Genomic DNA, 25,475 nt, shown 5'->3' with positions numbered 1-25,475 from the left:
CGATTTAAGACTTGGTACTAATAGTAATATATAATACCATATATATTTATGCAAGTAATCCCACTAATCTAATGTGGCCTCTGATATCTGATCCTTTTCCAAATGCAGTTTCAGCGGTAGAAAATCTTCTTTTTCTTCTAAGAGATTTTTTTCAATTATTTCTGCTGCATCCTGTCTTGCTGTTTCCAAAGCACGATAATCATGTACCATATCCGCCACTTTAAATTCTGGGACACCACTTTGTTTTTTCCCAAAGAAATCCCCGGGACCTCTTAATTTTAAATCCTCTTCTGACAGTTCAAAACCATTTGTTGTTTCAGTCATGATACGCATTCTTTCTTTACCTACTTCTCCTTTAGGATCAGCAATTAAAATACAATAACTCTGCTTATCACCACGGCCAACTCTTCCCCTTAACTGATGAAGCTGTGATAGACCAAAGCGTTCAGCATCGTAAATAACCATAATGGTTGCATTAGGAACATTTACTCCAACCTCTACGACTGTAGTAGATACAAGTACTTGAACCTCATTACCAGCAAATTGCTTCATAACTGCGTCTTTTTCATTCGCTTTTAATCGACCATGCATTAATCCGACATTAATGGAAGAAGGGAAAAAATCAGTTAGCTGATGGTATAGGTCAACTGCATCTTGTATATCTAACTTATCCGATTCTTCAATAAGCGGGCAGATAATATAGGCCTGTTCCCCAGACTCGACGTGTTTTTCGATCATTTTTAATACTCTTTCAAGCATGTTCTCCTTTGCCCAATAGGTTTCGATTTCCTTTCTGCCTTTAGGCATCTCGTCAATAACCGACACATCCATATCACCAAACGCTGTGATAGCAAGTGTCCGCGGAATGGGTGTGGCTGTCATAAATAAGACGTCTGGATGAAGCCCTTTATCACGTAATGTTCTTCGCTGCTCCACACCGAATCGATGCTGTTCGTCTACGATAACATAACCTAATTCAGCAAATGAAACATCATCTTGAATTAAAGCATGGGTCCCAACTAATATATCCACTTCGTGATTAGCTAGTTGGGTTAGTATCTCTTTTCGTTTCTTCCCTTTTATGGAACCGGTCAATAAGGCGATCCTCGCTCTGCCCTTAAATAATTCCGTTAACGACTCATAATGCTGTTCAGCAAGTATTTCGGTCGGCACCATTAATGCTCCTTGTTTTCCCGCCGTAACAGAGGCATATAAACTAATCGCAGCTACTGCCGTTTTTCCAGAACCGACATCTCCTTGCAGCAATCGGTTCATTCTATATGGTGAGACCAAATCTTTCAATATCTCATCTAGTGCGCTTCGCTGTGCATTCGTTAAAGTGAATGGAAAGCTGGCTACAAAGGATTCCAGTTGTTCCACATCATAGACTTGAGCATTTCCTTTCGTTGCCTCACGTTTCTTCTTACGCAGTAATTGCATTTTCAATTGAAAAAGCAAAAATTCTTCATATGTAAACCTTCTTCTGGCATGTTTAAGCGCCATTCTATTTGGGGGGAAATGCATAATTTGAACAGCTTCGCGACGAGAAGGCAGTTTATACCCTGTTAAAAAACTTTCTGGTATAAACTCACTTATCTTGGGACCATATTCTTTTAGTGCCTGTTCCATTATTTTTTTGAGCTTAATATTTGTTAAATTCCCTTTAATTGAGTAAGATGGTTGGATTTTATCCTGATTACTGGCAGGTCCTAATTTATAATTACTAACCGTTATTTGTAAACGGTGAGCATCCCATTTCCCAGTTAAAGTGATGATATCCCCTGTATGGATTTGCTTCTTAGCAAACGCCCGATTAAACATCACTGCTTTAACGGCAACTCCTTCCACTTCAACCGAAAAGGTTAAACGTGACTTCCTTTTCCCATAGAATTGCAGAGTTGGATCATGAATTACCTTTCCCTCAATTGTAACTTTATCATCATGAATGAGTTCAATGAGTGGCTTAACCTCAAACACATCATATCGATAAGGGAAGTAAAGCAATAAATCTTCGATGGTAAAGATTTTTAACAAAGCCAATTCCTCAGCTACCTTTTCTCCAACTCCCTTTAATTCAGCTATTGAATCTTCAAGCATAACAATCACTCTTTCTATTAAAACTTCATCCTATAATTTATCTCTATTTTTTTCGTAACATTTTTACTTAACTAGTATCAATTATAGCAAAAAGTCTATTCTTATTCATTTAACTGATGCCTTAATTAGAAAGTCTTAGGATATTGCCAAGTCACTTTCATACTATTATCCTTTAACAAAAGCAATGTTTCCTGAAGTATAAAAAACTTCACCTTTATGTAAGGCGAAGTTTTTTATAGTACTTCTATTCAACCGAGAAGATATAAGAATAGATAGGCTGTTCTCCGTTATGCACTTCTATTTCAAGCTCATCATAATTTTCCTCTAGATACTGAACAAGCTCGTCCACTTCCTCTGAAGCAACATCTTCACCATATATAATGGTTAAAATCTCATCATCTTCAGAAATCATTTCCTTCATTAGTTGTTTTACAGTATCTTTCTTTTCACGGTCCGTCACTTTAATTTTACCATCAACAATACCCATAAAATGACCGTTCTCAATTGTAATTCCTTCAATAGTAGTATCTCTCACTGCATATGTTACTTGCCCAGTCTTCACCTGTTTTCTCGCTTCATCCATTGCTTTTTGATTCGTTTCCAAGTCAGCATCCGGATGGAAGGAGAGCATAGCAGAAATCCCCTGTGGAATAGTTGTAGTTGGTACTACTGCTACGTTTTCTTCCGCAAGCTCGGCTGCTTGGTCAGCTGCCATACGAATATTTTTATTATTCGGTAATACGAGTACGTTTTTTGCATTTACTTTTTTAATAGCATCTGTAATGTCCTGTGTGCTAGGATTCATCGTCTGGCCACCAGCGATTACATAGGAGGCACCTAAGCTTTCTAGTAAAGCTTTGATTCCATTTCCCATTGCTACAGTTACTATTCCATATTCTTTTTTAACTGTCGATTTTCTTTCGGCAGGTTCCCCGACAATGGCAGAGTGCTGTTCTCGCATATTATCGACTTTAATTTTAATAAGACTTCCATAACGGTGACCAAGATTAATACATGTTCCAGGTACTTCTGAGTGAACATGAACCTTGACTATTTCGTCATCAGAAACAACTAAAAGAGAATCGCCTAATTCACTTAGCTCATTCCGGAATTCTTCTTCATTATATGGTGTTTCTTTTAATTTATCCTCTTCGAAACGTACCATAAATTCAGTACAATAGCCAAATTCAATTTGGGATGTATCCATAAATTCTTGTGCTTTATGATGCTCTGCGTTCACCATTTCTTTCATTTCAGTTTCTGAAACAACTTCTTGCGGGAGTTCTTCCCCTTTTAAAGCTGCTAAGAAACCTTCATAAATGGTAACAAGCCCTTGTCCGCCAGAGTCTACTACTCCAACTTCTTTTAAAACAGGCAATAATTCAGGTGTACGTTGTAAGGAAGCCTTGGCCGCTGACAAGACCTTTTCCATAAGTACTACTACATCTTTCTCGTTCTTTGATACAGAAATCGCTTCAATTCCAGCGTCTTTCGCCACAGTAAGAATTGTACCTTCAACTGGTTTCATAACTGCTTTGTACGCAGTTGACACCCCTGATTCAATCGCTTGAGCCAAATCCTCTGCAGTAAGGCTTTGCTTTTTCTCCATCCCTTTTGCAAACCCACGGAAGATTTGGGATAGGATTACACCAGAGTTGCCTCTTGCGCCCATTAGCAAGCCTTTTGAAAAAGCGTTTGCAACATCTGACGCGTGATCACTATTTAACCTTTTAACTTCATTTGCTCCTGAAGTCATCGATAAATTCATATTTGTTCCCGTGTCTCCATCTGGAACGGGAAATACATTTAAAGCATCTATTTTTTTGGCGTTATTTGTTAAATGATTAGCACCCGCCAAAATCATTTGCGTTAAAACAACGCCATCTATCTTCTCGACTGTCACTATACTTCCTCCTCAATAACATAAAGACCTAATCTCTAGAAACCCTAACTCCTTGGATATAAATATTGACTGAGTCAATGTCTAAGCCTAAAGATTGGCTTAATGCATACTTAACTTGAGATTGTACATTACTTGCTACCTCAGATATCTTTGTACCGTAGCTTACAATGATGTACATATCAATATGTAATTTGTCATCTTCTTGACGAACAATAATCCCTCTAGAATAATTCTCTTTTTTTAGTATCTCTGCAATTCCATCTCTTATTTGGCTTTTAGATGCCATTCCTACAATACCGTAACATTCTACAGCTGTACCACCAGCAATTGTAGCAACTACATCGTTGGTAATGGTAACCTGACCATCAGTTGTATTTAGTTCAATAGACATAATAATCCTCCTCAGGACGACTACTCTTAGTATAAGCAAATTATACTACATACTAAGATTTTTTAAAAGTAACGACTAAACTGTATAATAATTAATTCAAAAATTCCCCTTTATACAATGGACGAATTAAGTTGCTCTGTCAAGTGAATTCTCTTTCGTATAATGATAAAAAGAGAGATTGTGTCTTTATAGGTCACATTTAATAGAAAATACGACGTAGTGAAAATGATATTAACGATTCTACTCTCGCTTGTTCTAATGGTGGTGTGTGCTAGAAGCCGCTTCGGCAGAATACTCCGCTTTCCACGGGCACGGCCTCAGCCTCCTCGCGGAAAAACCACCGCTGCGGGGTCTTCAGACACGTGCTATTCCCGTAGGAGTCTGCGTATTCTGCCTACGCTAATAGAGATTTTCTGCTTTATGTGTGGTGTAAGTACTGTACGTAACGTTTCACAGATCTATATTTGATTGTCTTATTGCAGTAATAAATCCATAAGTCGAGAAGCTCAAACCTAGCGGAGGGAATACACGGAGACTCCTGCGGGAGGGAAAGCCAAGGTAGACCTCGCAGAGACGACAGTCTCGAGGAGGCTCAGCAGCGCCCGCGGAAAGCGTAGTGTATTTCCGTAGCGGTTCCTTGCACTATTTTGGATTAAACAAGTTCGCACTTTATCTATTATACGCTTAAATATAATAGTTAAAGAGAAATAATCAATTGCATTCCTTCACAAGATATGGTAAATTGTATAAGTAATAATGAACTCGTAACAGTTGGGAGGGAATAACATGGCTAGAAAATGTGTTGTAACTGGTCGTAAGACTAGCAGTGGTAACCAACGCTCTCACGCTATGAATTCCAATAAGCGTAAATGGAAAGCTAATGTACAAAAAGTACGTATTATGGTTGATGGAAAACCTAAAAAAGTTTATGTTTCTGCACGTGCACTTAAATCAGGTAAAGTAGAGCGCGTATAATATACCGATAAATACACTTTACATTAGTTATGAAAAAAGCACCTTTTTTGAAGGTGCTTTTTTCTTATTCCTTATTCATAATTATTTTTATAAAAGATGCTTTGTCAGTGTGTTAGACAAAGCATCTCTATTTTTAAAATAGCGGCAGGCCGACTGTTAAATGCATATAAAACTATTATTACTCGCCCCACCAGGAATCTTTACTCCTCAATTGGCAATTTCCCCTGCTTCTTTAATAGCTAAATATATTGCAAAGCGAACAAGTTAATAGCCAGTAAACACCATGTCTTGTCACTAACCTGAAATTTCTTTACTACTTCTCTCTTTTAAAAATCCCGATAACTACTCTAACGAATCCACCTATAAATTTCGGAAGTTTAATAGTATAAAATTTCATAAGTGCCCCTCCTGTTTATGTGATTTCAATAAAAAGCTAAATCACATTACGACTCTTTATAAATATTAATATGCCTTGGTCGTATGAAAAAGTACCACTATTTGAAAGAAGCTTATTCGAAATGCATCTGGTCGAGCCCCAGGAGAGATCATAGTTAGTTAAAGGATAATAAAATCCTGTTAATGTTAGGCGTTTGACCTCCAGTGTAAAAGGTATAAATGAAATATTATCGTAATGATCATTATTCTTTATATGGTAAGTTCCTGGGAAGGTCAACTCCATATAATTAAAACGATCAACCATAATGGCCTGAATCTCTTGCTTTCTAATTAAATACAGTAATTGTATATTTGCAAGTTCGTGGTCAATTCGGCCACCAGTCACCCCGAATAAATATATGCGGGAAGGGTTTTTTTCTAATGCCTTGTCAATAGCCAATTCTAAATCTGTTTTATCTTTCTCGATTGGATATTCTTTATAATGCTCCGTATATTTCTTAATTTCAAGCTTTTCCTGATCCGAAATAGAGTCAAAATCTCCAATGGCGTATTCCATTTTGATAGCCTTTTTAGCTAACATAAAGGCACCACGATCTGCCCCTATCCAATAATCCACTACATTTGTAAAGTCGGAGAGCTCAGGCAAGGAAGAACTGGGACCATTTGCAACGATTCCTATAATAGCCATAAAGCTTATCCTTTAGCCGCTTCTCTTATCATTTGGATTGCTTCTGCTCTATCTTCTTTATTAAATACGGCGCTGCCTGCCACTAAAACATCGGCACCTGCCTGTGTACATAGTCGCGCTGTATCAATATTAACTCCTCCATCTACTTCAATCTCAAAGTCCAACTGGAGTTCTTCACGCCATTGGGCAATTTGTTTAATTTTTTCTAAAGTAAGAGGAATAAAGGACTGCCCACCAAATCCAGGATTGACGGTCATAATAAGAACGAGATCAACTTCTGGAAGAATTGGCTTTAATGTTTCTGCTGGGGTAGCTGGATTAATAACAACACCAGCTTTAACCCCACTGTCTTTAATTTGTTGAATAGTACGATGTAAATGTACGCTAGCTTCTTGATGCACAGTAATAATAGAAGCACCCGCTTTAGCGAAAGTGGATATATAAGCTTCTGGATTCTCTATCATTAAATGAACATCTAGAGGGAGAGAAGTGATTGGCTTAATTGCTTCTACAATTAAAGGACCAATCGTGATATTTGGAACAAAATGGCCATCCATTACATCGACGTGAATATAGTCCGCTCCACCACGCTCTACATCTTTAATTTCCTCCCCTAATTTTGCAAAATCTGCTGATAATATCGATGGTGCTATTTTTGTCTTCATTTTAATACCTCGGCTTTCTCGATTGTATTTCTTCTAAGAAACTTAAGTAATGTTCATATCTAAAAAATTCAATTTCTCCATTATCGACGGATTCTTTCACAGCACATTTCGGTTCTTTATGATGCAAGCATCCACGGAATTTACATAACTGTCTTCTTTCCCTAAATTCCGGGAAGCAATCTGCAAGTTCTTCAGCTTCAATTTCGCTAAAATCCAGTGCACTGAACCCTGGTGTATCTGCTACTAACCCACCAAATAATTCTAATAACTCTACATGTCTCGTTGTATGCTTGCCTCTTCCAAGACTACGAGATATTTCAGCTGTTTCTAAGAAAAGGGTGGGGTCTAATGCATTAATCAATGATGATTTTCCAACCCCTGATTGCCCTGCAATAACAGTTACCTTATCTTTAAAATAGCTTGTTAAGTCTGGAAGATACTCACTATCCTTTGTAGAAATTAATTCAACTGGATAGCCTATACGCTCATAGGATTTTTTAACATTCTCTATCTCCGTTTTCTCTGACTGCGTTAATGTATCCACTTTTGTAATAAAGATTACTGGTTCAACATGTTTGGATTCTATCAACACTAGGAAACGGTCCAATAGTGTTGAGCTAAAATCAGGTGAGTGGGCAGAACTCACTAGAATTGCTTGCGTTATATTGGCAATTGGCGGACGCACTAATTCGTTGGATCTCGGCTTAATTTTCATAATATATCCTTCGTTCTCATCTCCCGCCTCGAACTCTACGAAGTCGCCCACTAAAGGAGTTATCTTTTGGTTTCGAAACACTCCTCTACCCCTACATTGGTACACTAAGTCATTGGATTTCACATAATAAAATCCACTTAATGCTTTAATAATCCTGCCCTCTTTCATTTATTCACCTCCGTAAAAAACTTTGTTATGTTCAATTAATTCATCATCACGGGTCACGCGGTATTCTGCACTGCTATCCTGTGCAATTTGAAGGGTAAAGGAAATTTCCGTATCCTCTGTAATAACCTGTTCATCATAAACGACAGATATATCCTCATGCTCCATATCCTTAATATAGATTCTAACGGTTTGTTCCACCGGCTCTGGCTGTTCAGGATTTGTTTCCGTCTCACCTTCTGGACTTTCTTCAGACTCTGGTGGCTCATATGGAACGAACACAGTTATCTCTTTTGTTTCTGGTGGTAATTCTTCTGGTCCGTTTGAAACATAAACATCCACAGTATCTCCGGGAGCTAGTTCACTACCTGAAGCAGGTGACTGTCGAATTACATTTCCTTCTTCTACATTATTGGAATTCTCGTTTATAATATTGGCTTGTAATCCCTTATCCTCAAGATAAGAAATAGCTTCTGCTTGAGAAAAACCAGTTAAATTATTTAATGAAATTGGCTCTGGACCCGAGCTAACTTCAAAAATAAACTGTGTATCACTTGGTACTACCTCAGTATTAGGCATTGGCGAAATTTGTGACAGAATCTCACCTTCAGGTCTATCTGAATGTTTATCAATCATTCTAAACTCAGAGAACCCTTCACTTTCCAATAATTCTTTGACCTGATTGTAGTCCCGTCCTACATAATCTTCTACAGTAGTCTTTTCTTTCCCTTTACTAACAAACAAAGTGACAGAGGAGCCTTCCTTAATTGTTCTACCCACTGAAGGACTGGTTTTAACAACTAATCCTTCCTCTATATCATCAGAGAAAGTCGATTCGTCTTCCACTACAAGGCCCAGTTCCTCCAGAATTTCTGTTGCTTCATCTTCTTCCATCTCTACTATTTCCTCTGGAATTGTCACATCTTTAGGCAGCAGAACACCAGGATAGATGTATAATACTGTAAGGCCACAAGCTAGCAGAAATATTAAAATTAAAAGAGGAATCAACCATCTTTTCTTTTTCTTCTGTTTTTGCTTCTTTGGCTTTTTTGCTTTTTTTTGCTTTTTGTTTAATGGCTTGGTGTGACTTTCTTCTTGATCATCTGTAAAAGGAATCGTGTGTTCATTTGTATGGTGTATTAATGTTTCCTGTTCAAAGTCTCCATTAATTTGTTGATTGGTAATAATTGGTATTGCCTTCGTTTCCTCACCAACTTCTATCGGTGGTGTATATGGTTCCTCATTTAAATGATCAGGATGTAAAGCAATTTCAATTGCCTCTTCAAAATCATAAATGGAATCATATCGATGAAACGGATTCTTTGCGGTCGCTTTTAGTACGATATTCTCTACACTTTGAGGTATATCTTGATTGAATCTTCTTACAGACGGGGTGTCGCTTTGGAGATGCTTTAAAGCAATAGACACCGGAGACTGACCTGAAAAAGGTAATCTTCCTGTTAACATTTCAAATAAGACAATCCCTAAAGAGTAAATATCTGATTTTTTTGTCGCCATTCCTCCACGTGCCTGTTCAGGTGATAAATAATGAACAGAACCGAGAATAGAATTTGTTTGAGTTAAAGCAGTGGCACTTAAAGCGATAGCAATACCAAAATCAGTTACTTTTGCCTGACCATGTCCATCCATCAGGATATTTTGTGGTTTGATATCTCGATGTACAATATCATTGGCGTGCGCATGTGCAATCGCCGAAGCAATCTGCCGCATAATATCCATGGACTCCTGGACGTCAAGCGGTCCAAAACGCTGTATGTATTCTTTTAAGGTCATTCCTTCCACATATTCCATAACCATATATAGCAAATGATCTTCCTCACCTACATCATAAATGCTTACAATGTTTGGGTGGGCAAGGCTTGTAGCAGATTGGGCTTCACGGTCAAAACGGGCGATAAATTCTTGATCATTAGCGTATTCCATTCGAAGAGATTTTATTGCAACATCCCTATCCAAAATAATATCTCGAGCAAGATAGACATCTGCCATCCCACCGCCGCCAATTTTCCCCTTAATTTGATAACGCTCATTCAAGAGGTGGCCACTTCTCATTCCGTATCACCATCCTTCAGCTTTTGCAGAAGAATGACGGAAATATTATCCTCTCCACCTCGATTATTTGCCACATCGATTAATTCTTGTCCTACTTCAGTAAGACTCTTATCCACTTGGAGGAATTCGAATATTTCATTGTCTTGCACTTTATCTGTAAGTCCATCCGAACAAAGTAATAGCTTATCACCATCATCTATAGATAATGTTTTGACATCCGCTTCTACTTGTTTATCCGAACCCAATGCGCGCAATACCACATTCTTCCTTGGATGATGCATCGCGTCATCTTTTGTTATCTGGCCTGATTGCACTAACGCGTTAACTAATGAATGATCCTCCGTAATTTGTTTGAAGCCATTTTCATTTAGTAGATAGCATCTGCTATCCCCAATATGAGCAACACTAAGGAAATCACTTACGTTAATTACGATAACCACAGTTGTTCCCATTCCTTCACATTCTGAATGATTTTGTGCATGTGTATAAATAACATCATTCATCTCAGAAATAGTTTTCTTTAGCCAATTTTCAATCTCATCAGGAGAGCTGAACCCTTTTTCCTTTTCCCAATTTTCTCTAATGAAGGAGGTAGCCATTTGACTTGCCACATCCCCGGCTTGATGTCCACCCATTCCGTCCGCAATAATGGCTAAAAGCTGATCTGCAAGATTGTAATAGATACCCCCTGCATCTTCATTATGGCTTCTTACCTGACCACGATCGGTTAGAAATATTCCTTTCATGATAAATCCCCCCTCATCTATTGATTATTTCCTGTTTCACTTGTTAAAAGTGCGTGGAATTTAGTGTTTTCTTAAACGTGTAAGAAAGAACCCATCTGTGTTATAACTTTGCGGAAAAAGCTGCAATCCAAATGTGGTAATCCCTGAAGCATTTTGCACCGCATTTGGCAGCTCTTCAAAGAAACCAGGATCAACTTGAAAATCAGGATGATTAGATAGAAATTCTTTTACCACTTGCTCATTTTCTTCCACATCTACTGTACAGGTACTATAAATAAGTAATCCATCCCTTTTTAAGAGCGGAGCAACATGAGTCAAGATATCTAATTGAATTTCAGACAACCTTTTCACGTCTTCTTCATTTTTATTGTATTTAATTTCGGGCTTACCACGGATAACCCCGAGCCCTGAACATGGTGCATCAATTAAAATACGATCGAAGCTCTCTTTTTCATGCTGTTCCTGTAACTTTCTTGCATCACTTTGATTTGCTTGAATGATGGATAAGCCAAGTTGATTTGCTTTTTTTGTAATTAGGTTGGCTTTCTTCTTATGTAAGTCATAAGCATAGAGCACACCCTGGTTCTCCATTTTTTCTGCAATATGGGTCGCTTTTCCTCCAGGTGCACTACATGCATCTAATACGACCATTTGCGGATGAGCATCAAGCATTTCACCTACCAGCATGGAGCTTTGATCTTGGATGGAAACTAGACCATCTCTAAATAAATCAGTGGAAAGGATGTTGCCTTTCTCTACGATAATCCCTTGAGGGGAAAATGGTGAGGCTGTGACTTCAAAACCTTGATTCTGCAATCTCTCCATTGCTTCCTCCCTCGTAATCCTTAAAGGTTGGATACGGATCGACTGAGGCTTCTTCATTAAATTCGCTTGACACATCTCTTTTGTTGTAGAGACTCCATATTCCTTTACCCATCTGCTAACTAACCATTCTGGATGACTGGTTTCAATAGATAGTCTTTTTACTTCATCTTTAATATTATCGAAGTTAGGTACGCCGTCCCTTTGGACACTTCGAAGCACTCCGTTAATAAAACCAGATATCCCTTTATGGCCACGTTGTTTAGCAATTTCAACGGATTCATGTATAATCGCATGATCAGGTACTTTATCTAAGTATACCATTTGATAAATAGACATGCGGAGCAGCATTTTAACCCATAAATCTAGTTTCTTCTTTGAAGATACAAAATGGGATATGTAATAATCTAGTGTTATTTTTCTTTGCATCGTTCCATAGACGACTTCAGTTAATAAATTCACGTCTTTTGGACTGAGCCCAGAGGACTTTATTTCATGATCCACTAGCAAGTGACTAAACCCTTGATCCTTTTCTATACGAATCAGTACATCTAAAATAGTGTTTCTAAGAAAATTTGGCTTCATATTATTCACCTAAAATTACTCCTATTTTAATTCTGTCCATAGATCCTCTCAAGTAATCTTTGACAGACATGCGTGTTTTACCAGCAGGTTGAATTTCTGTTAGTTTGATTCCTTGTTGATTTCCACAAACAACTATAAAGCTGTCTTCTTGTACTTGAACAATTTCACCAGGCAGTCCTTCGTAACTTGTATCCACCGGTTCACCCCACCACAGCTTCATAACCTTTCCTTTATAAGTAGTAAAAGCTACTGGCCATGGATGAAGTCCTCTGATATGATTATAAATTTCTGTATTCGATTTATTCCAATCAATTTTTTCCTGTTCACGTTTAATGTTCGAAGCAAAAGTTGCTTTTGATTCGTCTTGTTTTTCAGGGGTTAATTCCTTATTAAACAGCTTCGGTAAAGTCTCCATTAACAGGGTTGCACCTGCGTCGGATAGTTTATCGTGCATGGTTCCTACATGATCATCCTTATTAATTGGAACGGTTACCTGTGTCAAAATATCTCCAGCATCCAATTTATCTACCATATACATAATCGTGATACCTGTTTCTTTCTTTCCTTGAACAATTGCATAATGAATTGGGGCACCGCCTCGTAGTTCAGGCAATAGAGAAGCATGAACATTGATACACCCGAAAGGAGGGAATTCTAATAGTTCACTCGGCAAAATCTGACCATATGCTGCTGTCACAATTAAATCTGGTTGGTAGGATAATATCTTCTTATATTCTTCTCTTAATTTCTCAGGTTGAAAAACAGGAATTCCACTCTTTTCTGCTTCGACTTTCACCGGTGGCGGAGTGATCACACGTTTTCTTCCCTTAGGCCTATCAGGCTGTGTAACGACTAACACGATTTCATACTCGGATTGTACCAGGGATTGTAAAACTGGCACAGAAAAATCCGGGGTACCCATAAATACAATACGTTTCATAACATCCCAACTTTCTCATTTATTTCTATAATTACATCAGATGATAAGGTTGCATATCAATAGAAATAAAAAGCTCATCTTTTCGCGTTTCTTCTGAAAACAAATCTACAATTTTATGTAAATACTGACGTAAGTGTGGTTCATTTCTGTATTTTATCATGCATTGATATCGATATCTATCCTTAATACGCGGGATAGGAGATGGTGTCGGACCTAGAACCATTGATGTATTATTTAACTTGTTGCTTATTAGTTGTACTATTTTTTGTGTCGTTTGCACCACTTTTACTTTATTCTCGTGAGAAACCGTGATTAACACTAAATAATAATATGGTGGATAGTGAAATTTCTTACGCATCCCCATCTCTTTTTTATAAAAATCATTAAAATTATATTCACTAGCAAGTTGTATACTATAATGTTCCGGAGTATAAGTCTGCACAATAACTTCTCCAGTTAACTCATGTCTTCCAGCTCGACCACTTACCTGTGTTAATAATTGGAATGTCTTCTCACTGGAACGAAAATCTGGTAAATGCAGCATGGAATCAGCAGTTAGAACGCCTACAAGTGTAACGTTCCCAAAATCCAACCCCTTGGCAATCATTTGAGTCCCAAGCAGAATGTCTGCTTTATGATTGGAAAATTCCCTAAGAATCCTTTCGTGTGACCCTTTTTTCCTTGTAGTATCAACATCCATTCGGAGTACTCTTGCTTGCGGAATAAGTTCGGTTAGTGACTCCTCTACCCGCTGTGTTCCTGTACCAAAGTATCGAATTAAATCACTGTTACACTCTGGACATTCTACTGGCACCATTTCTTCATAGGAACAATAATGACATTTTAGCCGGTTCGTATTTTTATGATAAGTCAGTGCAATATCACAATGTGGGCATTCCTTTACATGACCACAATCCCTGCACATCACAAACGTGGAATAGCCTCTCCTATTCAATAATAAAACAATTTGCTGCTCTTTTTTAATACAGTCTTCCATTTTTTCTTTTAAAGTTCTAGAGAACATAGAGCGATTACCCGCATGTAACTCTTGCCTCATATCCACTATTTCTACATTCGGCATCGGCATATTGTTCGTTCTTTTACTAAGAGTAGCTAGTTTATACACATCCTTGGTTGCCCTTGCATAGGATTCTAAAGTCGGTGTGGCACTACCAAGAATAACTGGGCAATGATGATTTTCTCCCCGATGGATTGCAACATCACGAGCATGATAACGTGGTTGGTCTTCCTGCTTGTATGTTGTTTCATGCTCCTCATCGATTATAATAATTCCCAGATTTTCAAAAGGAGCAAAAACCGCTGACCTGGCTCCCACGACAACACTTACTTCTTTTTGATGAATCCTTCTCCACTCATCAAATTTCTCTCCCGCAGATAGCGCACTATGCATAACCGCTACCTTAGACCCGAATCTCCCCTTAAAGCGATTAACCATCTGTGGAGTTAATGAGATTTCCGGTACTAATACGATCGCTTCTTTTCCTAATTCCAGCACTTGCTGAATCGCTTGTAAATATACTTCTGTTTTGCCACTGCCAGTTACTCCATGTAAAAGGAATACATCATGTTTATCATAGAGAATCGCTTCATTTATGGGCTGGATAGCATCTTGTTGTTCGTCTGTTAATGGTAAAGCTACTGTACGTTGAATGCTCTCATCATCATAGGGGTTTCTGTATATTTCTTCTTTATATGTTTTTAACAAATTTTTATCTTCTAAAGCCTTCAGAGTGCTTCTTGTTGTCTTGAGAATGGCAAGCAATTTCTTCATTTCAACAGGTTCAGGATGCTGGATAAAAAATGCAAGCATTTCTTTCTGCTTCTTCGCTTGATGAGGAAGTTCCACGTAAGCTTCTTCTAGCAGATATGCTTCACGAACAGGTTGAACCATTGTAATATATTTCTTCGTAATCTTGGATTTCACTATATAATCAATGAGAACATCTCCAGCATGTATCGCTTTTTGTAATTGATAATAACTGATGTTGGATTGTTCAAACTCATCAAAAGTAATCACATCTCTCCCCGCGAAGAGCATTTCCAACTCTTCTTCCAGGGGTTCATTTGTAAGCTTTACAATCTCTTTATCATATTTAGATTTCAACACTTGAGGAAGCATGGCTTGTAATGCAGTAATGGAGAGGCTCATTGTATGATTGGCTAACCACTTACCTAATTCTAATAATTCCTCGGTTAAAACGGGTGTCATATCTAATACCTGTTCAATATTCTTAAGCTTACTAAATTCAGAATGACTAACAATGCTTACTACAAACCCCATAATTTTTCTAGGACCAAATGGAACAATAACTCGCATTCCAGGGGCAATAATTGCTTGATATTTTTCTGGAATACGGTAATCAAAAGTTTGGTCTATGGAGCTTGCTGGTACATCTACAATCACTTTTGCTATATCCACTAACGATCACCCTTCATATCATGCACAATAAATTGGAAGAGTTTATTTGCTACTTCTTTCTTAGAAGAGAGCTCAACTGGTATTTGTTTCTCGTCCTTATTAATATAGGTAACTATATTTGTATCATTTCCAAATCCAGCACCTTCTGCTGTAACGTTATTCACAACAATGGCATCCAAGTTTTTCTTTCTAAGTTTACCTAGTCCATACTCGATAGGGTCTGATGTTTCTGCAGCAAATCCTACAAGGAATTGGTGTGTTTTCTTTTCGCCGAGCGATTTCAGTATATCTTTCGTTCGTTCCAGCTCTAACAGTAAGTCTCCTTCTTGTTTTTTCATTTTTTGTTCATGTACTTGCTTTGGCCGATAATCTGCGACTGCTGCAGCTTTTATTACAATATCACTGTTCTCATAATAACGATGTATCGCCTCATACATTTCTTCAGCAGATTCTACATCTATTCTATTTATATTTGGGTGAGTTATTGTTTGGTTTGTTGGCCCAGTTACTAAGTTTACTGTGGCTCCCAGGTCAGCTGCTGCTTCGGCTATAGCAAACCCCATTTTTCCACTAGAACGATTTGTAAAAAAACGGATTGGATCTACCTTTTCTCTAGTAGGACCAGCGGATACTAGTACCGTTTTTCCTTCTAAACTATGAGATGTATGGTCTTGCTGATGGGCTTCCAGCACACTTATAATCGTCTCAGGTTCTTCTAATCGGCCTTTCCCTACGTATCCACATGCTAAATAGCCTGCACCTGGCTCAATAAAATGATAACCCCAATCCGCTAACTGATTCATATTCTTCATTACTGCTGGATGTTTATACATATGTACATTCATTGCAGGTGCTATATACACTGGCGCCTCTGAAGCTAATAATGTTGTTGATAACATATCATCTGCAATACCATTTGCTAGTTTTCCAATTATGTTAGCTGTTGCCGGGGCAATGATAATCAAATCTGCCCAATCCGCTAAATCAATATGTGCTATTTTCATTGGGTCTTTTTCGTCGAATGTATTTATATAAACAGGATTTCTCGATAATGCCTGAAAGGTTAAAGGAGAAACAAACTGTGCTGCATTTTCCGTCATCATCACTTTTACATTTGCACCCTTTTGCGTTAACTTACTTGTAAGTGCGCAAGCTTTATAAGATGCAATCCCTCCTGAAACACCTAATACTATATTTTTTTGACTTAACATGAAATGTCCCCCTTCCAATAAAAGTAAGAGCACTTAATTTATTGGTTTTCATTTCTTTCCATACATAGACTATCATATCTTTACAGGAGAAGGTACAAGAATGCCCCCGTAATTCTTACGAGGGCAAATGCATTATTGGTTAACGTTTAATTTACCTGCAGCTACTTCTTCAAGCGCCAAACCAACATTTTTCTTAGACTTAGGATGCTCCACTTGAAGATCTTTTGTTTCACTTAACTGTCTAGCACGTTTTGAAGACAAAATAACCAATTTATACTTTGAACTTACTTTATCTTGCAGAACATCGATAGAAGGTTCTAACATCATAATTAATCAGCCTCCAATATTTTTTTATATTGCTTTGCAATACGTTCTCGTCTCAAATGCTCACTTAAGATGATCGCTTCAATCTTCTCAACAGCATGATCTACTTGATCATTGACAACCACATAATCGTAAGCTTCCATCATCTCAATTTCCTTACTTGCTTCCTTTAACCGATTAAGTACTAGCTCTTCCGATTCTGTTCCACGATTAACAATTCGATTCTTCAGTTCTTCTAAGCTTGGCGGAAATAAGAAGATAAATACACCTTCAGGAAAGTTTTGTTTCACTTGCATAGCGCCTTGCACTTCAATTTCTAAAAATACATCTGAACCTTTCGCAAGTGTCTCCTCCACATATTTTCGAGGTGTTCCATAATAATTATTGACATATTTCGCATATTCTAATAGTTCATTCTGAGCAATTAGCGCCTCAAATTCTTCCGTTGATTTATAGAAGTAATCGACTCCATCCTTTTCACTAGGTCGCCTATTCCTTGTTGTCATTGAAATGGAGTACTTTAGGTCTGTTGCCTTTTCAAAAAGCCTCTTTCTTACCGTACCCTTTCCAACTCCTGAAGGACCAGACAGGACAAATAAAATGCCTTTCTCATCTTTCAAATTAGTTCCTCCTAAATAATTACTCTTCGCCTGTATCTTCATTACTGATTACACGTTGTCCGACCGTCTCTGGCTGTACAGCAGATAATACGACGTGATCACTATCAGTAATAATAACAGCTCTAGTTCTTCTACCGTAAGTTGCATCAATTAGTTTATTATTCTCTCTTGCTACTGTGATTATACGTTTAATGGGTGCTGATTCTGGTGAAACAATGGAAATAATCCGATTTGCCGAAACCACATTACCAAACCCAATATTAATAAGACGTAATGTCACCTTTTTCCCCCCAGCCTAGATTCTTTATTATGTATATATTTATTCGTACCATGATTACGATACCGATTAATAATTATACTATAAAGTATAAGTAAAAAGATAGAATAAAATCAAGTTATACACTTATTTTTGCACTTATTCTTTCTTTTCTTCCAGAATGCTTTCCTTTTTTCAATATTACACAAACTCTTAAAATTGATTTTGAAAAGATTGTTGTATGATAAGGAATTTAGATAGACTTCTGATTAGTTTAATTCAGTATATCGTGCAAAATATATAGAGTATGGAATCACATTAGAAATATGCGCTCGTGATTTCCGCTGCGGGCAGTACGCTTTCCGCGGGCAACGTCTCAGCCTCGGGCCAACAGGATGTTGGTCATAAAGGCGTTGCCACAGGACGTGGCGTTCTTAGCCTTTGTTCCTTACCACTTCCTGCGGGGTCTTCGCTTGTTGCTTTTCCCGCAGGAGTCGACTGCCCTCCGCTACAATCACTTCATGTAATTGGGGGATGTATCCACCATCCTATATTTAAAGATTAAAAAGCACAATTCAGCGGAGGAAATACACGTAGACTCCTGCGGGATGAAAAGCCTAGTTGAGACCCCGGAGAGACGACAGTCTCGAGGAGGCTCAACAGCGCCCGCGGAAAGCGTAGTGTATTTCCGTAGCGGTGTTACCCGCTATTCTGAATTCAGCTAATCAGCAATTTTTATCACTTGCAAAAGATTACAAGGCAAAAAAATATAAAATCAACATGTAAAACGTAAAAGAACCGAACTGGTGATGTAGACCAGTTCGGTTCTTTTCTGTTATTTTTTGAAACCAAATAACACAGTCGGAATTGCGCTTAATGCAACGATAAACATCCAGTCTCTTAATGCTAAAGCTGTTGTATGGAAGATTGGCTGTAATGGCGGCCAATAAACAACAACAAGCAATAATAGAAGAGACGATATAACAGCTAGAACTAAATAAATGTTCTCAAATGGGTTTCTATCAAATACAGAGTTTTCTGTACGGCAGTCAAACACATGAATCAGCTGTGCCATCACTAGGGTTGTAAAAGCTACGGTCTGGGCATAGATAAGATTATCAGGATTGTTTTGATACGTCAGCATAAAGGCAATTAACGTGACAAGCCCAATTAATATACCCCTGCTTATGATCTTATAGCCTAATCCTCTTCCAAACACACCTTCGCGAGGACTTCTTGGTGGACGTTTCATTACATTATCTTCTGGTTTATCCAGACCTAGCGCCATTGCTGGAAGCCCATCCGTTACTAGATTCACCCAAAGTATTTGTACAGGTACGAGCGGTAGTGGTAATCCCAATAACATCGCAAAAAGCATCACCAATATTTCTCCAACATTTGATGCAAGTAAATATCTGATAAACTTACGAATGTTCTCATAAATATTTCTTCCCTCTTTAATCGCTGCCTTAATAGTTGCAAAATTATCGTCCATTAATACTAATGATGATGCTTCTTTCGTAACATCCGTTCCAGCAATTCCCATGCTTATCCCAATGTCACTTGCCTTAATCGCTGGGGCATCATTCACGCCATCTCCCGTCATAGCTACGATATGGCCTTTGCTTTGAAATGCTTTAACAATTTTCAGCTTATGCTCCGGTGTAACCCGTGCAAATACATAAGCGTCATCAATAACATCCTCTAACTCGGCCTGTGACATTTGATTTAATTGGTGCCCCTCTAAAACCAGACCATTGGTTGGCAGTATATTTAGATTACTAGCAATTGCTCGTGCTGTATTTACGTGATCCCCAGTAATCATTACTGTTTTAATACCAGCTTGTCTGCACTCTGCAATGGCGCCTTTCACTTCTTTTCTTGGAGGGTCAATGATGCCAAATAATCCAATAAAAGTAAGATCCTTTTCTAAAAAGGCCTCGTCTAACGAATCCTTGTTTGATAACGGACGGATACCAATTGCGATCGTTCTTAATGCCTTACTTGCCATTGAATTAATGCTATTTTCTATTTTTATTGTATCTTCCTTACGTAAAACGGAACGTCCTTCTCCATTTAATACATGGGTAGATCTAGGCAGCAGGACATCTGGTGCCCCTTTGGTAATAAGGAAGCGCATCCCATTCTGATCCTCTAATACAACGCTCATCCTTTTTCTGTCTGAGTCAAAAGGGATTTCTTTGATTAAATGAAACTTCTCTCCGTCAATCTCTTTTAACCCAAGCTTTCTTGCCGCTACTAGTAACGCTCCATCTGTAGGATCACCATCAATCTGGTATTTCCCTTTTTTAATAAGTAATGCAGCGTGATTACATAGCATTCCATAAAGCAGCATATTCTCTAAATTAGGATAATGCTCGTCTACTTTTCTATCATTAAGATAGTAATCGCCATGAATATCATATCCATCACCAGTCACATAAAGATGGTTCCCATTTAGATAAATTTCTTTAACAGTCATCTGATTTTCTGTCATGGTTCCCGTTTTGTCAGAGCAAATAACTGAAGCGGTTCCCAATGTCTCTACTGCCGAAAGCTTTCGTACAATTGCTTTCTTTTTAATCATCCGTTGAACACCTAATGAAAGTGCGACTGTAACTATCGCTGGCAACCCTTCAGGAATCGCAGCAACAGCTAATGAAACACCGGCAAGAAACATCTCATACATTGGATTTCCTTGAAAAATTCCAAGCATAACAACTAATGCTGTTAAAAACAAAGCAACAATGATTAATATTTTTCCTAACTCAGCTAATCTTCTCTCAAGTGGGGTAATCGTCTTTTTCGTATTAGTCATTAATGAAGCAATTTGCCCCATCACTGTATTCATCCCTGTCCCTACAACTATTCCAATTCCAGAACCACGGGTGACTAATGTTCCCATAAATCCCATATTGACTTGGTCACCAGCTTCAAGATTTTCCTTTCGAATTGCCGTCGCATGTTTCATGACTGGTAAGGATTCACCTGTAAGCGCTGACTCCTCTGTTTCCATACTAACGGATTTCACAATTCGGATATCAGCAGGTATTCTGTCCCCGCTATTTATCCGAACAACATCACCAACAACCACTTCCCGTGATGAAACCTTCTCCCACTTCCCATCACGTAATACATTTGCCATTGGAGCCGATAATTCTTTTAACTTCTCTAATGACTTTTCCGCTTTTTGTTCTTGAAAATATCCAATACATCCATTCACTAATACAATGACCATTATGGCAATAGCATCAATATATTCCCCTAGTAATCCAGCGATTAACGTGGCCGCTAATAAGACAAGCACCATAAAATCCTGGAACTGGGCTAAGAAAATAAGCCACCTTGGTGTATGTTTCTGTGATTCTAATTCATTTAACCCGTATTGCTTTTGTCGTTCTTTTACCTTTTTTGAAGAAAGTCCCTCTTTCGATGTAACATGTAATTTTTGCTCTACCCTTTCAACATCTAATTGATACCATTTCATCAGCATTCCTCCGAGTTTATCCATTATCATTGCATGGCTAAAAAAGTGACCAAATAAAACTGGGTTTTATATCCTTTTTTATTGGATACTTTTTATAACGATGTCTATAATTCATAACTATGCATACTTGTCCTAAAAAATGATATAATTGCTCAGGAAAGAGGTGGTTTTATGCCATTCGATGGTATTGTTACAAGAGCCGTGACAGAGGAACTGAATAAATCGATTATCCCTGGCAGAATTACAAAAATCCATCAGCCAACAAAAACCGATTTAGTGCTTACCGTTCGCAGCCAAGGAAAAAATAATACTTTATTATTATCCATTCATCCGAGCTATGCTCGTTTTCATATTACGAAGGATACATATCAGAACCCCGAAACAGCACCGATGTTTTGTATGGTTCTAAGAAAGCACCTATCTGGGGCTATCATTGAGAAGATACAACAGCATGAAATGGAAAGAGTAATTACCTTTTCAGTTAGAACAAGGAATGAGATCGGTGATGAGACTGAAAAATCACTTATTCTAGAATTAATGGGCAAGCATAGTAATATTATGCTTGTGGATAACGATAAAGGCCATATTATTGATAGCATGAAGCACGTTTCTATGTCTCAAAATCGCTACCGTTCTATCTTACCTGGTCAACCATATATTGCCCCACCAAAACAAGATAAACTAAATCCACTTACCATTCAGGCAGAGGATGTCATGAAAAGACTGGATTTTAATTCGGGAAAGATAGATCGCCAAATTGTCGATCACGTCATGGGATTCTCCCCATTTATCGCTCAAGAAATTGTCAACCGAGCAAACTTAGGATCCTTGCAAGTCTATTCAGATAAATTTAAAGAAGTCCAAGAGCAACTTTTAGAAAACGACTATGAACCAACGATTTATACAGGGAAAAGAGAAGATTTTCATGTCATTCCTATTTATTCATTCGATGGAGCTGGAGAATCATTCACATCAGTTAACGTGATGCTTGATGCCTTCTATTCTGGCAAGGCTGAGCGGGACCGGGTTCACCAGCAAGCAAAAGATTTATCCCGATTTATTAAGAATGAGAAAAGCAAGAATGAGCGTAAATTGAAAAAACATTTACAAACCATGAAAAAAGCTGAAAATGCAGAGCACTATCAACGTCTAGGGGAACTATTAACGGCCCATTTACATCTAGTGAAGAAAGGCGACACTAAAGTGAGAGTCGTGGATTATTATGACCCTGATCAAAAGCAGCTTGAGATTGAATTGAACCCTAATAAAACCCCTAGCGATAATGCCCAAAATTATTATCGAACTTACCAAAAATTGAAAACATCAAAACAGGTTATTGCAGAGGAGATAGATAAGACGAAAGAAGAAATTAATTACTTTGAGCAACTTCTTCAACAAATTGACGTTGCCAGTGTAGAGGATATCGAAGAAATACGTGAAGAATTAAGAGAAGAAGGTTATTTAAGAAAACAACGAAAACAATCAAAAAATAAAAATAAACCATCGAAACCTGTTCCTGAAAAGTATGTTGCCACAGATGGTACCGAGATCCTCGTAGGTAAAAACAATAAGCAGAACGAATATCTGACAATGAAACTTGCAAGGAGAGATGAAATATGGCTCCATACAAAGGATATTCCAGGTTCTCATGTTATTATTCGTTCACAGGAACCTTCGGAAGAAACACTACGAGAAGCGGCACAGCTGGCTGCCTATTTTAGTAAATCACAAAGTTCCTCGTCAGTACCGGTTGATTTTACAAAAGTGAGACATGTTAAAAAACCAAGTGGTGCCAAGCCGGGCTTTGTTATTTATGACAATCAAAAAACGGTATTTGTTACTCCTACTAGAGATCTCGTTGATCAATTAAAAGTAAAATAGTACTCTAAAATAGAAATGACGTATGAACTTCCATACGTCATTTCTTGGTAATTAAATTTTAGCACTCTATCTACTCTATTTTTTAATCAATATGAGAGACTTATTTTTTGCTTCCTATAAAATTCCTTACTAGGTCAAAACGGGTGTTGTTGTATCCAGGATAACTCTTCTTGATATAAAGTATGTTATTGATTAAGGTAAAAACGTTGTATTAGTCAAAGCTTTAATAAAATGGTCCACTTGCGGAAGCTTTCGTACACCTTCCCGAAAGCATACCCACGTTCCCCTAGTAACTGGTTTACCATCAAGTTCAAGTGGAACATGTGGATACTCCTGTTTCATTGAGTCAGATACACTCTCCGGAAGAACAGCCATACCTAATCCTTGCTTCATAAATTGTTTACATGTTTCAATTTGATCTACTGTCATCACCTTTAATGGCTTAATTTTATCTTGGTGATGATATAACCAATTATCCACTAGCTCATGCATGCTATCATCACTTTTAAAAGAAATTAACGGGCGCTCTTTTAATCTATCGCTAGGAAACGGTTCTACATCGAAAATATATAACGGGTCATCGAACAGTCGTATACACGTACTTTCCCTTAGCTTCTCACCACGGATGATACAAACATTGTAGTTCTTATGCTGAAGACGGATATCCTCACTAATTCCAGTTACAAGGTCTATTGTCACTTTTGGAAATTTAGAAGTAAACTCCCCTAGGATGGATGGAAGAAACCGCTGGCTAATTAACGAAGAACAAGCTATGGAAAGGGTCCCTTGTACTTCCTCACTTGCCTGTTGAAGCATTAATTTTAACTCATTCTCATTATTTATTATTTTTTTTGCGTAATCGAGAATTATTTCTCCACTTGGTGTTGGAATCAGCTTCTTGGGAGTACGGATAAAAATGGTTTCGCCGTAGTAATCTTCAATATATTTAAGTCGTTGTGTAACGGCTGGCTGCGATATTAAGATTACTTTTGCTGTTCCTCGTATTGTCCCAACTTCGTTTAATTTTACAAGAAGTTCAAAGTCCTCTATTTTCATTCTCATTACTCCCTTGATAAGAAATACTTATTAAGTATGATTATATATTAATATTTTCTTTATTGCATTTGATAGCATATGTTGGTATTGAGGTGGGATAAAATGGATAATAAAAAGGATGTTAAAGCAGTCTTTTCACGGAACAAGGAATCATACGTTAAAAGCAGTACACATGCTCAGGGGAATGATTTGTCACTTTTACCCAGTTGGCTGAATCCAACTCAAGAAATGTCGGTACTTGATATTGCAACCGGAGGAGGCCATGTTGCAAAGAAGTTAGCACCTTACGTTAAGACTGTTTTTGCTACTGACCTAACGAGAGAAATGCTGGACAATACAGCTAGTCACTTGAAGCATTACAATAATATTCACTATGTCATTGTGGATGCAGAGGATTTGCCTTTTTTAGATAACAGCTTTGATATCATAACCTGCCGGATAGCAGCACATCACTTTCCTAACCCTATGACATTTATCAAAGAAGTGCAGCGCGTTTTAAAGGCGGATGGAAAATTTCTTCTTATTGATAATATTGCACCTGAAAATCAGAAATATGATCAATTTATTAACAGCTTAGAAAAGATTCGCGACTATAGTCATTATCGTTCACACAGTGTTTCAGAATGGAATCGTTTTTTTAAAACTCATCATCTAGTTATAGATAAAGAGAAAAAGAATAAAAAACAATTACCATTTAAGGAGTGGGTTAATCGTACATTAGCAAACAAAGCTGATATAACGAATGTAGAGCAGTATATATTAAAATCTTCAGAGGATATAAAGAAATACTATCAAATTATTATTAAGGATGAAGAAATTCAATCGTTTACCATCGATGAATGGATGGTATTGCTAAAAAAAGATCTGTCATTTTAATTAGTCTATTGTAGATGGTTAGACTTACTATTAATCACACTTTGAATAATAGTAAATAGCACGAAAAAAAATCATTCATAATACTTCTATGGATGATTTTTTTAAAGAACATGAATTCCACTATTGAAAGTTTAAAAACAATCTAGAATACATTGTTTGGAAG

General features: G+C 37.6%; 21 protein-coding genes. 3 read left to right on the top strand and 18 right to left on the bottom strand.

Annotated elements, in window-relative coordinates; genetic code table 11:
• Positions 1–63 precede the first annotated feature (63 nt).
• The 3 genes from recG to D8M04_RS10500 form a co-directional block, all read right to left on the bottom strand.
• Entirely contained in the window at positions 64–2,097 is a 2,034-nt protein-coding gene (recG, locus tag D8M04_RS10510) for an ATP-dependent DNA helicase RecG (RefSeq protein WP_121522867.1), read from the bottom strand.
• 244 nt (positions 2,098–2,341) lie between these two features.
• Entirely contained in the window at positions 2,342–4,000 is a 1,659-nt protein-coding gene (locus D8M04_RS10505; protein ID WP_121522866.1) for a DAK2 domain-containing protein, read from the bottom strand.
• 28 nt (positions 4,001–4,028) lie between these two features.
• A complete protein-coding gene (locus tag D8M04_RS10500) occupies positions 4,029–4,391 on the bottom strand; it encodes an Asp23/Gls24 family envelope stress response protein (RefSeq protein WP_121522865.1) in 363 nt (120 codons plus the stop codon).
• Between the two features lie 786 nt (positions 4,392–5,177).
• Between D8M04_RS10500 and rpmB the strand changes: the two genes are divergently transcribed.
• Positions 5,178–5,366 (top strand): 50S ribosomal protein L28, encoded by a 189-nt coding sequence (gene rpmB, locus D8M04_RS10495; RefSeq protein ID WP_121522864.1) that lies wholly within the window; start codon positions 5,178–5,180, stop codon positions 5,364–5,366.
• A 313-nt stretch (positions 5,367–5,679) separates the two neighbouring features.
• Here rpmB and spoVM read toward each other — a convergent pair whose 3' ends face one another.
• The 14 genes from spoVM to D8M04_RS10425 all read right to left on the bottom strand — a co-directional run bounded on the left by spoVM (position 5,680) and on the right by D8M04_RS10425 (position 21,499).
• Positions 5,680–5,763, bottom strand: coding sequence for a stage V sporulation protein SpoVM (gene spoVM, locus D8M04_RS10490; protein ID WP_121522863.1), 84 nt, complete (start codon positions 5,761–5,763; stop codon positions 5,680–5,682).
• Positions 5,764–5,799: 36 nt separating this feature from the next.
• Positions 5,800–6,450, bottom strand: a complete 651-nt coding sequence (locus D8M04_RS10485) for a thiamine diphosphokinase (protein WP_121522862.1) — start codon at positions 6,448–6,450, stop codon at positions 5,800–5,802.
• A gap of 5 nt (positions 6,451–6,455) precedes the next feature.
• A complete protein-coding gene (gene rpe / locus D8M04_RS10480; protein ID WP_121522861.1) occupies positions 6,456–7,115 on the bottom strand; it encodes a ribulose-phosphate 3-epimerase in 660 nt (219 codons plus the stop codon).
• 1 nt (position 7,116) lies between these two features.
• Positions 7,117–7,998 (bottom strand): ribosome small subunit-dependent GTPase A, encoded by an 882-nt coding sequence (gene rsgA, locus D8M04_RS10475; RefSeq protein WP_121522860.1) that lies wholly within the window; start codon positions 7,996–7,998, stop codon positions 7,117–7,119.
• Positions 7,999–10,068 (bottom strand): Stk1 family PASTA domain-containing Ser/Thr kinase, encoded by a 2,070-nt coding sequence (gene pknB, locus D8M04_RS10470; protein ID WP_121522859.1) that lies wholly within the window; start codon positions 10,066–10,068, stop codon positions 7,999–8,001.
• Positions 10,065–10,814, bottom strand: coding sequence for a Stp1/IreP family PP2C-type Ser/Thr phosphatase (locus D8M04_RS10465; protein ID WP_121522858.1), 750 nt, complete (start codon positions 10,812–10,814; stop codon positions 10,065–10,067). The genes pknB and D8M04_RS10465 overlap by 4 nt, the downstream gene beginning before the upstream one ends.
• 60 nt (positions 10,815–10,874) lie before the next feature.
• On the bottom strand, positions 10,875–12,221 hold the full coding sequence (rsmB, locus tag D8M04_RS10460; protein ID WP_121523147.1) for a 16S rRNA (cytosine(967)-C(5))-methyltransferase RsmB: 1,347 nt from the start codon (positions 12,219–12,221) through the stop codon (positions 10,875–10,877).
• A gap of 1 nt (position 12,222) precedes the next feature.
• A complete protein-coding gene (gene fmt, locus D8M04_RS10455) occupies positions 12,223–13,161 on the bottom strand; it encodes a methionyl-tRNA formyltransferase (RefSeq protein WP_121522857.1) in 939 nt (312 codons plus the stop codon).
• A 31-nt stretch (positions 13,162–13,192) separates the two neighbouring features.
• The gene (priA, locus tag D8M04_RS10450; protein ID WP_121522856.1) at positions 13,193–15,601 is read right to left on the bottom strand and encodes a primosomal protein N'; all 2,409 of its coding nucleotides are present in this window, start codon (positions 15,599–15,601) and stop codon (positions 13,193–13,195) included.
• Positions 15,601–16,812 (bottom strand): bifunctional phosphopantothenoylcysteine decarboxylase/phosphopantothenate--cysteine ligase CoaBC, encoded by a 1,212-nt coding sequence (coaBC, locus tag D8M04_RS10445; RefSeq protein WP_121522855.1) that lies wholly within the window; start codon positions 16,810–16,812, stop codon positions 15,601–15,603. The genes priA and coaBC overlap by 1 nt, the downstream gene beginning before the upstream one ends.
• A gap of 132 nt (positions 16,813–16,944) precedes the next feature.
• Positions 16,945–17,139 carry a DNA-directed RNA polymerase subunit omega gene (rpoZ, locus tag D8M04_RS10440; RefSeq protein ID WP_121522854.1) on the bottom strand — a complete coding sequence of 65 codons (195 nt, stop codon included), beginning with the start codon at positions 17,137–17,139 and terminating at the stop codon, positions 16,945–16,947.
• 2 nt (positions 17,140–17,141) lie between these two features.
• Positions 17,142–17,756 carry a guanylate kinase gene (gmk, locus tag D8M04_RS10435; protein WP_121522853.1) on the bottom strand — a complete coding sequence of 205 codons (615 nt, stop codon included), beginning with the start codon at positions 17,754–17,756 and terminating at the stop codon, positions 17,142–17,144.
• Positions 17,757–17,775: 19 nt separating this feature from the next.
• Positions 17,776–18,036 carry an extracellular matrix/biofilm regulator RemA gene (gene remA / locus D8M04_RS10430; RefSeq protein ID WP_121522852.1) on the bottom strand — a complete coding sequence of 87 codons (261 nt, stop codon included), beginning with the start codon at positions 18,034–18,036 and terminating at the stop codon, positions 17,776–17,778.
• An 811-nt stretch (positions 18,037–18,847) separates the two neighbouring features.
• Positions 18,848–21,499 carry a calcium-translocating P-type ATPase, SERCA-type gene (locus tag D8M04_RS10425; protein WP_121522851.1) on the bottom strand — a complete coding sequence of 884 codons (2,652 nt, stop codon included), beginning with the start codon at positions 21,497–21,499 and terminating at the stop codon, positions 18,848–18,850.
• Between the two features lie 171 nt (positions 21,500–21,670).
• Between D8M04_RS10425 and D8M04_RS10420 the strand changes: the two genes are divergently transcribed.
• Positions 21,671–23,380 carry an Rqc2 family fibronectin-binding protein gene (locus D8M04_RS10420; RefSeq protein WP_121522850.1) on the top strand — a complete coding sequence of 570 codons (1,710 nt, stop codon included), beginning with the start codon at positions 21,671–21,673 and terminating at the stop codon, positions 23,378–23,380.
• A gap of 192 nt (positions 23,381–23,572) precedes the next feature.
• Here the strand turns inward: D8M04_RS10420 and D8M04_RS10415 are convergent, their stop codons facing one another.
• The gene (locus tag D8M04_RS10415; RefSeq protein ID WP_121522849.1) at positions 23,573–24,436 is read right to left on the bottom strand and encodes a LysR family transcriptional regulator; all 864 of its coding nucleotides are present in this window, start codon (positions 24,434–24,436) and stop codon (positions 23,573–23,575) included.
• Between the two features lie 102 nt (positions 24,437–24,538).
• Between D8M04_RS10415 and D8M04_RS10410 the strand changes: the two genes are divergently transcribed.
• Positions 24,539–25,312 (top strand): class I SAM-dependent methyltransferase, encoded by a 774-nt coding sequence (locus D8M04_RS10410; protein WP_187695437.1) that lies wholly within the window; start codon positions 24,539–24,541, stop codon positions 25,310–25,312.
• The last annotated feature ends 163 nt before the right edge of the window (positions 25,313–25,475 follow it).

Origin of the sequence: Oceanobacillus piezotolerans, assembly GCF_003665065.1 — a bacterium.
GTDB lineage: Bacteria > Bacillota > Bacilli > Bacillales > Amphibacillaceae > Oceanobacillus > Oceanobacillus piezotolerans.
This window is presented reverse-complemented; position numbering and strand designations above follow the sequence as displayed.